This window comes from Pseudodesulfovibrio profundus (assembly GCF_900217235.1).
GTDB lineage: Bacteria > Desulfobacterota > Desulfovibrionia > Desulfovibrionales > Desulfovibrionaceae > Pseudodesulfovibrio > Pseudodesulfovibrio profundus.
The window spans coordinates 2,708,254-2,722,134 of sequence record NZ_LT907975.1 but is presented as its reverse complement, the minus strand read 5'-3'; the positions used below and the strand labels follow the sequence as shown (position 1 = coordinate 2,722,134).

Annotated in this window: 14 protein-coding genes; 4 read left to right on the top strand and 10 right to left on the bottom strand. The window is 55.3% G+C overall.

All coding sequences use genetic code 11. The features are described from left to right. Nucleotides 1–5: 5 nt before the first annotated feature. The 5 genes from DPRO_RS12820 to DPRO_RS12800 all read right to left on the bottom strand — a co-directional run bounded on the left by DPRO_RS12820 (nt 6) and on the right by DPRO_RS12800 (nt 4,011). On the bottom strand, nt 6–803 hold the full coding sequence (locus DPRO_RS12820) for an ABC transporter ATP-binding protein (RefSeq protein WP_097012407.1): 798 nt from the start codon (nt 801–803) through the stop codon (nt 6–8). A 113-nt stretch (nt 804–916) separates the two neighbouring features. Continuing rightward, a complete protein-coding gene (locus DPRO_RS12815; RefSeq protein ID WP_097012406.1) occupies nt 917–1,573 on the bottom strand; it encodes a CBS domain-containing protein in 657 nt (218 codons plus the stop codon). A 233-nt stretch (nt 1,574–1,806) separates the two neighbouring features. Next, nucleotides 1,807–2,811 (bottom strand): 4Fe-4S binding protein, encoded by a 1,005-nt coding sequence (locus DPRO_RS12810; RefSeq protein WP_097012405.1) that lies wholly within the window; start codon nt 2,809–2,811, stop codon nt 1,807–1,809. A 92-nt stretch (nt 2,812–2,903) separates the two neighbouring features. Then, complete coding sequence (locus DPRO_RS12805; protein WP_097012404.1) at nt 2,904–3,335, bottom strand: GNAT family N-acetyltransferase; 432 nt, start codon at nt 3,333–3,335, stop codon at nt 2,904–2,906. A 190-nt stretch (nt 3,336–3,525) separates the two neighbouring features. Then, nucleotides 3,526–4,011 carry a PocR ligand-binding domain-containing protein gene (locus tag DPRO_RS12800; RefSeq protein ID WP_097012403.1) on the bottom strand — a complete coding sequence of 162 codons (486 nt, stop codon included), beginning with the start codon at nt 4,009–4,011 and terminating at the stop codon, nt 3,526–3,528. A 182-nt stretch (nt 4,012–4,193) separates the two neighbouring features. Between DPRO_RS12800 and DPRO_RS12795 the strand changes: the two genes are divergently transcribed. The 4 genes from DPRO_RS12795 (at nt 4,194) to DPRO_RS12780 (ending at nt 7,921) form a co-directional block, all read left to right on the top strand. Beyond that, on the top strand, nt 4,194–5,072 hold the full coding sequence (locus tag DPRO_RS12795) for a YitT family protein (protein ID WP_097012402.1): 879 nt from the start codon (nt 4,194–4,196) through the stop codon (nt 5,070–5,072). A 12-nt stretch (nt 5,073–5,084) separates the two neighbouring features. After that, on the top strand, nt 5,085–5,906 hold the full coding sequence (locus DPRO_RS12790) for an SAM hydrolase/SAM-dependent halogenase family protein (protein WP_097012401.1): 822 nt from the start codon (nt 5,085–5,087) through the stop codon (nt 5,904–5,906). Next, nucleotides 5,906–6,643 (top strand): adenosylcobinamide-GDP ribazoletransferase, encoded by a 738-nt coding sequence (locus DPRO_RS12785; protein ID WP_097012400.1) that lies wholly within the window; start codon nt 5,906–5,908, stop codon nt 6,641–6,643. The genes DPRO_RS12790 and DPRO_RS12785 overlap by 1 nt, the downstream gene beginning before the upstream one ends. A gap of 90 nt (nt 6,644–6,733) precedes the next feature. Continuing rightward, entirely contained in the window at nt 6,734–7,921 is a 1,188-nt protein-coding gene (locus DPRO_RS12780; protein ID WP_097012399.1) for a pyridoxal phosphate-dependent aminotransferase, read from the top strand. 369 nt (nt 7,922–8,290) lie between these two features. Here DPRO_RS12780 and DPRO_RS12775 read toward each other — a convergent pair whose 3' ends face one another. From DPRO_RS12775 to DPRO_RS12750, 5 genes are all read right to left on the bottom strand, one after another. Beyond that, complete coding sequence (locus tag DPRO_RS12775; protein ID WP_097012398.1) at nt 8,291–9,712, bottom strand: DUF697 domain-containing protein; 1,422 nt, start codon at nt 9,710–9,712, stop codon at nt 8,291–8,293. 148 nt (nt 9,713–9,860) lie between these two features. After that, the gene (locus DPRO_RS12770) at nt 9,861–10,739 is read right to left on the bottom strand and encodes an Mrp/NBP35 family ATP-binding protein (RefSeq protein WP_097012397.1); all 879 of its coding nucleotides are present in this window, start codon (nt 10,737–10,739) and stop codon (nt 9,861–9,863) included. Nucleotides 10,740–11,317: 578 nt separating this feature from the next. Next, nucleotides 11,318–12,643 carry a sigma-54 interaction domain-containing protein gene (locus DPRO_RS12760; RefSeq protein WP_097012396.1) on the bottom strand — a complete coding sequence of 442 codons (1,326 nt, stop codon included), beginning with the start codon at nt 12,641–12,643 and terminating at the stop codon, nt 11,318–11,320. A 196-nt stretch (nt 12,644–12,839) separates the two neighbouring features. Further along, a complete protein-coding gene (gene hypB, locus DPRO_RS12755) occupies nt 12,840–13,499 on the bottom strand; it encodes a hydrogenase nickel incorporation protein HypB (protein WP_097012395.1) in 660 nt (219 codons plus the stop codon). A 19-nt stretch (nt 13,500–13,518) separates the two neighbouring features. Further along, entirely contained in the window at nt 13,519–13,866 is a 348-nt protein-coding gene (locus DPRO_RS12750; RefSeq protein WP_407681388.1) for a hydrogenase maturation nickel metallochaperone HypA, read from the bottom strand. Nucleotides 13,867–13,881: the final 15 nt, after the last annotated feature.

Genomic DNA, 13,881 nt, shown 5'->3' with positions numbered 1-13,881 from the left:
TTATTTTATCTCCCTGTGAACGTCGCTTCTTCGGTACCTAGGTACGCGGCGATGACGTCCTTGTTTGCCTGCACTTCGTCCGGCGACCCCTCGGCAATTTTCTGACCGAAATCGATGACCACGACCTTGTCGGAGATGTCCATGACAACTCCCATGTCGTGTTCAACGAGGAGCACGGTGACTCCCCATTCTTCGGATATGTCGAGAATATACCTGGCCATGTCCTCGGTTTCTTCGAGGTTCATTCCGGCCATGGGCTCATCCAGGAGGATGAGTTTGGGTTCGGCGGCAAGTGCGCGTCCTAGTTCCACCCGTTTCTGCACGCCATAGGGTAGGCGGCCCGCATGCTGGTGCCGATAGGGTGAAAGATTGAGAAAGTCGATGACATCTTCTACACGGCGGCGATGGGCTTCCTCATGCCGAACGGCCTTGCCCCAATACATGATCGAGGAAAGGATACCGTAGTTCATCCGGCTGTGCCGCCCGACCATAAGGTTGTCGAGAACGGACAGCCCCTTGAACAGGGCAATATTCTGGAAGGTACGTGAAAGCCCCAGCTCCGTGCGTTTATGCGCGGGCATGGAGAGCAGACACTCGCCGTCGAGTTTGATGGAACACGGGCCGGCTGCGCCCCCGTCGGGGATGTAGCGACCACTGATACAATTGAGCATGGAGGTTTTACCGGCGCCGTTGGGGCCGATCAGGGACGCAATAGTTCCCTGCTCCACGGTGAAGGACACACCCATGAGGGCAGCAATGCCTTTGAAGGTGAGTGTCACGTCACTGACGTCAAGATAGGCCATAATCCTGCAATTATGGTTGAGAACCTACCCCATGTTCACGATGTTTGTACGGCCGGTGGGTGAATCCTGTAACACCGCCCCCGGTCCTGCACTATCGAGTTGTGAGCAGACCCTTAGGTCCATTCTCCCTGAAAATCTTCGGGAGCGACCAATTTGTAGCCTCGTTCCTTCAGCGCGGCGGCCACGGGAGACGAGTCTTCGGTATCTATTCGGACGACCACGACGCGGCGTCCGTTATAAAAGAATGTGCCAGTAGAGATGATGGACATCTTCATATTGGCAATAACGCCTGCGACTTCATAAAGAACGCCTGAGCGATCTTCGACCTCGAGGGTAATGCGGCTGCCGCCCTCGCGGTATCCCATCTCTTCGGACAGGACGTCGAGCATGACGCTTCGGTTGATGTATCCGATGAGTTCTCCTTCCTTGTCGACCACGGCCAGTCCGGCCAGGTTCATCTCATACATCATGTCCGCCGCGCCCTCGATTTCGGTCTCCGGGGTGACGGTCTTGATGTCGGTGCGGTAGATTTTCTCCACCGTGAGTTTGCTCATCAGATAGTTCAGTTCATGTTTTTCCAGGGAGGTCATGATGCTCGGCAGGGCCGCGGAGATATCCTCCTTGCGAACGTAGCCGACCAGTTTGCCGCTGTCGTCAACCACGAGAAGCATCCAGAGTTTGCTGTCCTCCAGTTGTTTCTGGGCGTCCTTGACCAGGGTGTTCGGGGTGACCTTGACGAAGTCGCGCAGCATTTTCAGACCGACGTACATTGAGCAATCCTCCTTGGATATGGCTGTTTACCAACCGCTACAAACCGGTTCGTTTATGTCCGGCCTGCATACACGGTTTACGTCCTCGACGCAATGAACGCGGACGCAATACGGTGCAGCCGATTGATTTACAAACAATTTCGACCAAAACAGTCAAGATAAAAAATGACTATTTCTCAACCTTTCATGGCGAACGGTCTCAAAATGACGGCAAGCGGCCAGCAGTAAATCACTTATACAGCACCGAGAAACATGGAATACATCCGCTTGAACATGAAGGGTGGCATTTCCGAGTCCCAGTGACCTGTCAGCTTGGCCCATCCCCAGAAAAGGAGCAGCACGGCCACCGAACAGATGCCGACGGTCAGCCAGTGAACGCGGAATCGTCCGGCGGCTTTCACGGTCAGGCAATCGTCAACAGGACAGTGGCCCACGCATTCCATGCAGCCGATACATTCCGGCGAGCGAACGATCTTCTTTTCCTCCACCTTGATGGCACCGGGGCATCCTTTGGTGCATTTGCCGCACCCGATGCACCGCTCTTCGTCACGCGTCACGGCAGTCGGACTGAGCCAGGAGAACAGCCCGAGTAGTGCGCCATACGGACACAGGTAGCGACACCACGCATTACGAATGACCAGACTGAGGAGCACGATGGCGGTCACGACGATCAGCGATGTGGTGGACGGGTCGGTAAAAAAGGCCATCATCTTGGCGTCGGCCACCATGTTGTACGGTCCTGTCAGGAAGGACTGTACCGAACGAAGGTCCATGGAGATGAAGACCGTGTAGCTGAAAAAGCCCACCCCGAGGTATTTGATGCCGGTCAGCGGATAGTCTGCCCATGGCCGGGGGACGCGGGACAGTTTCAGGCGGCGGCCCGCCCTGTCGATGAGGTTGGAGATGAATCCCACCGGGCAGATATAGGCGCAGAATCCCTTACGAAACAGGAAGGCCATGGTCACGATTGCCAGAAAAATGGTCAGCCCTGCCGGATGCACAGGGTCCCATTCCGCCGTAGACAGCCACTGGCGCAATCCGAGCAGCGCACTGATGGGCAGAAAACCCTCGACCGCACCGGGTTTGGCTACGAATACTTCCGATTTACCAAGAGCCCATGACAGGAACGCCGCGAATCGGATTCCCACATAGATATTGAAAAGCGTGAAGGCCGCCTGGAGCAACAGGCGAAATTGGACAGGTGTCAGGCGTTCGCGGGGGGATTCATTGATCTGCATGCATCGGCCCTAGCCAATCCATTAGAGAGTGGCAATCATGTGCAACAAGTGCAACCCTCACCAACAAATTGCCATCGCCGCAGATGTTGTCGCTACAGTTCCATATGAAGGAGAGGGAACGGCTTGCCCATTCCATCCAGTGGTGAACGGCCTACGACCTTGAAGCCCATGTGTTCGTAAAAGCCGACAGCGGAAGGATTCTGCTCGTTCACGTCAACCTTTGTCGCGCCGAGATTGTTGATCGCAAACTGCAACAGCACCCTACCTATCCCTTTGCCACGAGACTCTGGAGCAAGGAACAGCATCTCGACATTGTGCTCGGCCACACCAATGAAACCGAGAATAGTGCCATCTTCGTTTTTAGCGCAATAGAGCGTGACGGCTGCAAGGTATTCATTCAAAATCAGCGGCTTGAAAAACTGAATATCCTCTTCAGCCAAGAAGTCATGGGTAGCCCGGACAGATGCTTCCCAAACAGCAACGATTTCCTGGTAATCCGACTCAACTCCAACAACGATCTCCATGATGCCCCACCTTTGTCATTTCTGGCACCCATACAAAAAAACAGCCTCTACACGACTGTGTGGAGGCTGTAAAATCATGCGATAACCGCCCATGCGGCATACCCGATCTATCGAGCGGACATGGCGCACAGGCGGGCCGACCTTCCCTGCACAGGAGGGAAAAGCATGACCGGACATCCCGGCTGTCTGCTTATGACAGGGATGCCAGACGACTTTCTATGTAGTCCTGAATTTCCTGAATATTCTCGTAAGAAACCGTGGACACCGTTTCTATTGTCTGGCTGATGTCATCCTCGGAGAGATTACTCATCATGCCGATGGTAAACCCGTCCACTTCGCCGTCTTCGGCCACGACGCCGCAACCACCCAATGCACCCAGGTGCTCGCCATCAACCACAATCGGAACGGAAATCCGGGTCATCCCGGCGTCACATTCCTCTACGAACGGCTGCCCTTCCTGTACCATTTGCGTGAACATCATCCCGGCCGTGGCGCAGATCGCCCCGTACCCTTTACTGTCTGCACGCAACTTGTGGCACAGTTCGTTACCCCAGGTATTTCCGGCCAGACGTTGCCCCTTGCTGTTCACTACATCTGCGTTCAGCCCGAACCGATCATGCAGTTCGTATTGCAACGCAACCCAGTCCTCTACCGGCATTAAATCCGTGAGTTCCATTTGTATTGCCCCTCAGCTTTTTGATGAAACATGCCATGCGAATTGCCCCTCGCATGACTGCCGGACTCCGTTTCTACTCTCATTTCCATGCATGCGCAAGTGTTCATACATATCGCAAAAAGTGTGCAATAAAGGTTTCCAGCGCTGACAAAAGTCGCTAGAAAAATGGGCGGAGACACACTATGCAACAAAAGAACTTCAAAACCACACTGCGCGGCCTGACATTCGGCGTGCCGTGGAATATCATGATGCTGACCTTCGGGGCTTTCCTGATCGCTTTTTCGGTCAAGGCAGTGGCCGTCCCTCATGGTCTGCTCACAGGCGGTATGTCCGGTATCGCCCTGCTCTGCTATTATGCGTTCGGCGGGCTGAGCACCGGTCAGTGGTATCTGCTGCTGAACCTGCCGGTATTCGTACTCGGCTGGGTTTTCGTTAGCCGTCGATTCTTTTTCTATTCCCTCTACGGGATGTTCGCCACTTCCATCTTCATTGACATCATCCCCTGGGAACTGCCTATCCAGGATATCTGGCTGGCCGTGCTCACGGGCGGCGGACTCATGGGCGCAGGCGTCGGCGTCGCCCTGCGCTCCCTCGGTTCCACCGGCGGTGCGGATATTCTGGCCGTGCTGTGCAAGGAAAAATTCAACATGTCCATGGGCTCGTTCGAGTTCTGGTTCAACATGATCGGCTTCATCGGCGGGTTCATCTATCTTGAAATGACCATCGTCCTGTACTCCATCGCCATGACCTTCGTCATCGCCATCAGCATCGAGTACGTGCTGGGCATGTTCTCGGAACGAATGATGTGCATCATCATTTCCGACAAGTATGAAGCGATCAAGAAATCCATCCTTGAAGACCTTGACCGCGGCGTCACCGTCCTTGATGGCACGGGCGGCTGGTCCGGCACCAACAAGAAGGTCATCCTGACCATGATCTCGTCCATGCAACTCAAGGAGCTGGAAGAGCTGGTTTACGCCGGTGATCCCGACGCCTTCTTCATCATGGGGTCCGGGTTCCACGTACAGGGGCAGGGTTTCTCGGCCAGAAAAATATATTAAGGCGAGGTAACAATGTTCACGCCACGCAAAGAGGAAACACCGCCGCGCACCATTGGACTGCTCACTGATTTCGGGCTTTCCGATCCGTATGTCGGCCAGATGAAAGCGGTGATAAACGGCAAGGCTCCGGCCTGCACGATCATCGATATTTCCCATGACGTGGCCCCTTTCAACGTGGCGCAAGCCGGATTCTTTCTGGCAGCCAGCCATGTGCACTTTCCCAAAGACGCCGTGATCCTTGCCGTGGTCGATCCCGGTGTGGGCACAGACCGGCGAATCGTTGGCCTGCAACTGGACGAGCGACTGCTCATTGCACCGGACAACGGACTGCTTTCGCTGGCTCTGTCTTCATCGTGGACCAATCAGGTACGCGCCTATGACCTCACCAAGGCCGTGGAAGCCCCGAACAAGGTTTCGCACACCTTCCATGGCCGGGATGTATTCGCCCCGCTGGCGGCATGGCTCGCCCTGGGCGGCAACCCGGCCGGGCTTGGCGGTGAAATTGATCCAGCGTCACTAGTGCGCTGCGACTGGTCCGCTCCTGAAGTGAAGGAAACGTCAGCGCGGTGTCACGTGCTGCATATCGATCGTTTCGGCAACTGCGTGCTGAATCTCGAAGCAGCCAGTGTTCCCAACATCTCGCGCCTGCACCTGCAATCGCCATCCCGCTTCGACCTGGCGTACGTCACCACATATGCAGAAATGCCTGATGGCATGCCCGGGCTGCTTGAAGGCAGTCAGGGGTTTCTCGAAATAGCCATGAACCAGCATTCCGCTGCCAAAGAACTGGGACTGTCCATGGGTGATCAACTCACCCTGACCTGGGAGGAATAATGTTTTCGATCCGATCGCTTGGCAACACCCTCGGTTTTCTGACCCGACTCGCTCCGGCGCGTATTGTGACTGAACAGGAAATGAACCGATGCATGGCATACATGATGCCGGTGGGGCTCATTCTCGGTGTTGTTCTGGTATTTCCTTTCTGGCTCGGCATGTTTTCCGGCTCCACATGGACGCAGGCCTTTCTCATCACGGCGCTGAATGTCTACCTCACCCGCGGGCTTCACTTTGACGGGCTGGGGGATGTCTGTGACGCCGTGACCACCCATGGCGACCCCGAACGTTTTTGGGAAGTCATCAAGGACAGTCGGGCCGGGGCTTTTGCGATCATCGGCCTGTGCCTGACCATCGTCGGCCAGATCATCCTTTTCGAAACCATGCTGGCCGCCGGTGCATACGCTGCCGTGGCCTGGGCGTTTGTGCTCGGACGCGCTGCCTGTGTCGGGTTCGCCTATGTAGTGCGCCACCTTGCCCGTCCGGGCCTGGGCAAGCTCTACATGGACGGGGCCACCCTGCCGGTCACGCTCATTGCTTCCGGCTCCACATTCATTCTCGGTGTATTCATGGCCGGGCCGATCACCACCTTGAGCGCCATGTTCATCGCCACCTGTGCCATGTACGCGCTCTATCGCCTCGCCACCCGCGTGGACGGCGTGAACGGCGATTTCCTTGGCTGCTCGGTACTCCTGGGCGAACTCGCCGCAGGACTTGGCTTCGCACTTTTTCTCTAGCCCCCTTTCGACGCCACCCCCTTGCATTGTTGCGAGCGGCGTGGCTTTGCCGTACAGTGGCGGCTTCAATTCGACCATAAGGAGATTTTCATGCAGCTCATTTCATCACAGATGACCGGATATATTAAAAAGGCGTCCTGGATTCGTAAAATGTTTGAAGAAGGGATCAAGCTGAAACAGGAGTTCGGTGCGGAAAACGTACACGACTTCAGCCTCGGCAATCCCGACCTGCCGCCGCCGTCCATCATCAAGGAGACCCTCGCCGAGTTGGCCGATGAGGCTGATCAGCCATTCTTCCTCGGATACATGCCCAACTTCGGCTACCCCGATGTTCGCCAGCGTCTGGCCGAGGAAGTCTCCAAAGAGCAGGGTGTTGAAGTCCCGGCCGACAGTCTGGTCATCACCTGCGGCGCTGCCGGAGCGCTCAACTCGGTGTTCCGCGCCGTGCTCGAACCCGGTGACGAGATCATCACCCCGGCCCCGTTTTTCGTTGAGTATGGATTTTATGCCGACAACCATGCGGCACAGCTCAAACCGATCCCATCCAAGCCGCTGACGTTCGAGCTGGACCTCGACGCCATCGATGCAGCCATCAACGACAAGACCCGCGTAGTCCTGATCAACTCCCCCAACAACCCCACCGGCGCAGTCTACAGCCGTGAAGAGTTGGAAAAGCTGGCCGCCATCCTCGAAAAGCACAATGCCAAGCGGGAACGCCCCATTTTCATTCTGTCGGACGAACCATACCGCTTCCTTGCCTTTGACGGCGTGGAAGTGCCGAGCGTTCTCGACATCTACCGCTACTCCATCGTCTGCTCCTCGTTCTCCAAGAACCTGAGCATGGCTGGCGAGCGCGTAGGCTATGCCCTGATCAATCCGGCCATCGAAGGCAAGGAAGTGCTGATGGGCGCCATCATCATGTCCAACCGCATTCTCGGTTTCGTCAATGCTCCGGCACTGGCTCAGAAGCTGCTCGGCAAGGCTCTTGGCAGCTCGGTGGATGTTTCCATCTACGACAAACGCCGCAAGGCCATGGCTGAAGTGCTCGACAACGCCGGGTTCAACTACACCATGCCCAAGGGCGCCTTCTACTTCTTCCCCGAGGCTCCGGGCGGCGATGATGTCGCTTTCTGCGCCACCCTGCAGGAGGAAAAGATTCTGGCAGTTCCCGGCACCGGCTTCGGCTGCCCCGGCTACTTCCGCCTCGCCTTCTGCGTGGGCGAAGATGTCATCTTGCGCGCCAAGGATGCGTTCAAACGCGCCATGGACAAAGCATAGAACGACTTGCCGCCAAATGAGGCGGCTCTCACGATGACGAAATGTTCTCGTGACACCCATTGAAAATGAAGAAGCCCGCTTGTGCGGGCTTCTTTTTTTTGCACCAAGGCCAGCAGTTCAAAAATTTTGTCCCCAGGTCAGTGAAAATGGAGTGGGTAAAATTTTTTGTACACACTCCGGTATTTCCTGCCCCACTGCCGCGGGGAACAGGTTGAGTGCAAACAACTGTAAAACAACGGCTTTTAAGTTTTATTTGTTTTATGCTCAAACTTGGCACGCCGAGTGCAATATAGAAAGCATCTTCCTTTTGTTTGCACCGAGAAAACGTCAGCCTCCGCAAGGAGGCTTTTCTCGTTTTAGAGGGGTGGATTATTCAGCGTCGTCTTCTGACTGCCTGGATCGCTTCCACAACCCGCGAATCCGTTTCGATGCCGACTCCCGTTTTTTCTTGAGCGAACTGCTGATGTCAGACAGTGCCTTGCCGGTCTTTCGTCGTGAATCAGCGACGGTCTTGCCACTTTTTTCAATAACCGTTTCAGCCGATCGCTTTAGAGAACTTGTTGTCTCCTGCAACTTACGAGCGCCATCTGCGGCTTTCTGACCTGATTTGCGCGTCCCCTCCTTCACGGAAGAAACGGTATCCTTGGCCTGCTTGCCGATGGAGCTCACGGCAGACTTCACGGCTCCGGTGGTCGAATTGACGGCCTGACGGGTTCCATCGCTCACTTTACGCACGCTCTGCTTTGAACGGTCACCCACGCTTCGCACTGTTTCTCCTACAGCAGAAGCGCTGCTTTTCACTCCCTGACCGACCTTGCGCACACCACTGCCCACGGCTTCTGCCGTTCCGGTTACGGTACCGGTCACGCCTCGAACAGCCCGAGCCGATCCCGACTTCATGGCCCCGGTGGTGCCTTTGACCAGCTTCCGGGTGACGTAGGTCACGGTCTCGGCGCTCATCGATACGAACATCCGAGATGCTTCCATGGTCGCATTACGCCGCATGCTGCCTTTGGAATCAAGGTTGAGGCTCATGTAGTTCCGAGCCAGAATACCGCACCGAAGAGTCATCAGACCATTGGCCGATCCGGTCAGCACGGAGTTGGTGATGGTCGAGGATATGGCCTGCGCTCCGGGCACCGCTCCGATGGCGGAGCCTCCCACAAGCGGTCCCATCAGTTCGGTCACGTGATCCTCCAGCCCGAGGTCTTCGAGGCTGCCCGCCACAAAGGCGGTGATCGCCACATTGGCGTAGAGGTTCATGAGTTCGCGATAATGGGGGCGCTGATTGTAGAGCTTGGCAATGCGCCAGTTCAGGCGCGTGATCAGATACAGAACCACCAGCACATCAAGGCGTCCGTTTTGGGATATGGCCGTGCTGATGAAGACCCGCTTGGCCGTGGATCGGATTTCTTCGTCCGCCTTCTCTTTAAGATACGCCAGCGCATGATCCATTTCCGAGGCGTCATTGATGACCACTTCCGCATCACGCAAATACTTGTTCTTGCGCAACCGCCCCAGCAGGATGCGGCGAAAATCCTCCATCTCCTTTTCCGTGGGATTCTCATGGACCATCATTGGTCGCGGCCGCATGAATGCCACGGCCATGGACCACAGGACCAAGCCACCGGCAACGGCACTCAACGTCCAGAACAGCCATGGTTCCAGCGCAGGATTTATCCGACCGGCAAAGCCGGAAAGCCCGACAATGCAGTTATAGAGAAAAACAAGAAACGAGCCGATGATGATCACAGCGGCAAACGTGACAAGATGTTTCAGATGTTTGGGCATACGCAATGGTACCTCTTTTCAGACCGCTGGTGAAGTGATGTGTCAAACTCGGCACATGGTTGGCGCAGACAGTATCAGGTTCGGATTCCCTACAAGAAAGGCCCGGAAAGCCTGATGCTTCCCGGGCCTTTTGAATTCGGAACAACTACTACTTTTCCAGCTTGGACATATCCGGCAGATGCAGCATGGGACGGATGATCTCCTCCATGGCCTTGCCGGTGGCGGTCTCCTTGTGAACCTTCATGAAGGGGAACCCTTCGTCACCGGAGTGAGCCACTTCCGGGTCCATGGGGATACGACCGAGGAACTGTACGCCAGCTTCCTTGGCCAGTTCTTCGCCACCGCCGGAATTGAAGATGTTATGTACGGAACCGCAATCGGGACAGGCGAAACCGGACATGTTCTCCACCAGACCGAGCACGCGGTTGCCGACCTGACCGACAAAGGACAGGGAGCGACGCACGTCGTCGATGGCCACGCCCTGCGGGGTGGTGACCACAACTGCCAGCGCGGTGGGGCCGAGAGTCTGGAGTGCGGAAAGGGGTTCATCACCGGTGCCAGGAGGGCAGTCCACGACCAGATAGTCGAGGTCGCCCCACATGACGTCTTCCACGAACTGCTTGATCAGGCCGACCTTGACCGGTCCACGCCAGATCACAGCCTGACGTTCGTCTTCCAGCAAAAAGCCCAGGGACATGACGGAAAGATTCTTGCTCCAGGGGACCGGCTCCATGCACTCGTCACCCATGTGCGGCTTTTCACCCTTGAGGGAAAGGAGTCGCGGAACCGAAGGACCGTGCACGTCCACATCCAGCAAACCGACTTTCTTGCCCTGCAGGGAGAGGGCCACTGCTATATTGGTGGCAACGGTGGTTTTACCCACGCCGCCTTTTCCGGACATGACAACTATCTTGTTCTTGATACGACCAAGCGTTTTCTGAAGCTTTTCATCACCCGGCTGACAGCCGGCGCTGCTGGAACAGCTTCCATCCGGGGCCGCAGAAGAACAACCACTGCATCCGCTCATAACTATACTCCTAATATGACGGCTCCTGGCCGCCGTTGAATTGCGTACCGATAGACCGGCGTAACGCCGACGGTTTCAGAGAAATACTCATCAGAAGGGAAAAGTCAAATTACAGAGCGAATAAGTCTGCTTTTACCAACGGTTTCAGCCAATTCCATAGAAAGGATTAATACATGCGAAAACTTGCGCTGCAAAAAAAGGGATGCGTTTTCGCCAGGTGCGGCAAATTGCGCCACCCGACAGCGGAATACCCCGCAGGCCAATATGGCGGATGTCCTGTCCATAGGGTCCTTTGAGGGAAGGGATAGGAGGCCTGCGGGGTAAATATGGGCACCGTGTGCATGAAAAGTTACGGTATAACAACCTCTTTTGCTAAAACGACACAGGGACCTTCCTCGACAAGGTATGATACTGAAGATATCCGCCGCCGCTTGACTGATCTATACTGCCAAAACCGACAAACGGATTTAGCACGGAACATGCCAAAAAATTATCGTCCACATTTCAACATTTTGCAGGGAACGCGACAAAAGAAGCGACGCAAAATGCGTCTATCATAAGAGGAGAAGGACGAATTTTTAGCCCAAACCGCAGCGAGCAAGCATACGACGGAGGGTATCCTTGGAGATCTTCAATTCACGGCAGGTTGCCATCTTTTTGCCGTTGTTACGCTCAAGGGCGATCTGGGCTGCGCGACACTTGATTTCATCCATGGTCCCTTTGAAGAGATCGCGCCCAAGCCCGCCTTTGGCAAACTGGAGATTGTCGGGCAGATGTTCAACCTGAATAGGGCCTGTTGAACACAAAATAAAGGCATACTCGATGATGTTTTCCAGCTCCCGGACATTGCCGGGGAAGTCGTATGACATGAGGAGTTGCAGCACCTCACTGCTGACTCCATCCAATGACTTGCCCTGCAACGCATTGAACCGATCGACAAAGTGCTCGACCAGTACCGGAATATCTTCTCGTCGCTCTGTCAGCGCGGGAAGCGGAAGGTTCACGACATTGAGCCGATAGTACAAGTCCCGCCGGAATGAACTGTCTGCCACGGCCTGTTCCAAATCACGATTGGTTGCAGCGACAACTCGCACATCGGCCTGGACCGGCTCGACACCGCCAAGCGGCTCAAAGGTCCGTTCCTGCAAAAACCGCAAGAGCTTCACCTGCAACGGTCCGGGCAAATCGCCGACCTCATCCAGGAAAATGGTCCCGCCCTCTGCCCGCTCGATGCGCCCGGGTTTGTCGGTTCGTGCATCCGTGAATGCGCCGGCCTTGTATCCGAACAGCTCCGATTCCAGCAGGGTCTCGGGCAATGCTCCGCAGTTCACCGCCACAAACGGTTTCTCCTTGCGGGGGCTCAGGTTATGGATAGCGCTGGCAAACAGCTCCTTGCCGGTTCCCGACCGCCCTGAAAGCAGCACGGTAGCCGAGCTGTCGCTTACCTGAGGGAGTATTTTGAGAACCCGGTTCAGCGCCGAACTACGCCCGACGATATCCTCAACGCCGTACAGGTCATGCACCCGTTTCCGCATGCCGTTGATTTCAGTCAAATCACGGAATGTTTCCACGCCGCCGACCACCTGCCCCTGCTTATTACGCAATGGGGCAGCGGAGATGGAAATCGGGACCGTAGTACCGTCCGCACGCTCAATGGATATGGATTTATTGTTCAGCCGTTCCCCTGTTTCCATGCACTCGGCCACGGCACAGTTGCCGTCACAAAGGCTCGACCGGAGGACATCCCAGCATTTGCTGCCCAGCGCCGATTTGGACGACATACCGGTAATACGCTGGGCCGCCTCGTTGAAGAACGTGATGTTCCACTCCGCATCGACCGTAAACAGGCCGTCGGCTATGGAGGAGAAAATATCGTCTAAAGCCAGGTCATCCGGGAAAGACATGATTACAACATACGCCTCCCCACAATTTCTGCCAATGGGAAAAGCTCACGAATGAACAGGATATAATCCCAGCAGGTAAAATACTCGCATTGCGTGCATTCTTCCTCAAAGCCGGATGCTCTTTGCCCGACAGGCACAAAAAAATCCCGCCCGCACAATGCGGACGGGATTGTAAAACCATATTGGTTCCCAGCGGTTACTGCTTTTCGGCCCGCTTTTCGCGCAACCAGGAGTACCACTCCTCAAGGTTTTCTCCACTACGTGCGGAAATAGGAATGACCTTGATGTCTTTGTTCAATTTGGTCGCATGTCCGCTTGCCTTATCCAGATCAAAATCCACATACGGCATCAGATCGACCTTGTTCAGCAGCATGACCGCGGAAATATGGAACATGAGGGGATACTTCTCCGGCTTGTCGTCCCCTTCGGCCACGGAAAGCAGGGTCACTTTGTAATCTTCGCCCACTTCAAATTCAGCCGGGCAGACGAGGTTGCCTACATTTTCCACGAACAGAATATCAAGTCCTTCCATGTCAATGGACTTCAGAGAATCCAGCACCATGCCGGAATCAAGATGACAACCGCCTTCGGTGTTGACCTGGACGGCCTGAGCACCAGTGGCAGCGACACGCTGCGCATCGTTATCCGTCTGCAGGTCGCCTTCGATGACAGCCATCTTGAACTCGTCCTTCAAATCGGTGAGGGTGCGTTCCAGCAGCGTGGTCTTACCAGCGCCGGGGGAACTCATGAGATTCAGACAGAGAATCTTCTTCTCTTTGAATGTCGCCTTGAGTTCTTCGGCCAGACGGTCGTTGGCCTCAAGGACATTGCGGACGATAGTGACTTCCTGTGTCATGCTTTTCTCCTGATATATGTTACTGCTCGTCGTCGATTTCAATCGAATCGATAAGCATTTCCTTCCCCTGGATCACGGTATGCCCCAGCAGCTGGTCACACTTCGGACAAGGCATGCAGCGCGTATGCTCCGGCATGAACTCCTCACCACAGTCACCGCAAGCTACCTTGATAGGCACTTCAATGATTTCCAGTTGGGCACCATCAAAACCCTCTGCGGGGGTCATGGCGTCCCAGGCGAACTTCAGAGCTTCAGTGACAACCCCGGCCAGTGCGCCGTTCTTGATCACCACTTTCTTGAGCTTCTTGCCATCGTGTTTGACCATCTCTTCCTGCAGAATACCGAGAATGGATTGAACTATAGACATTTCATGCATGGAGAA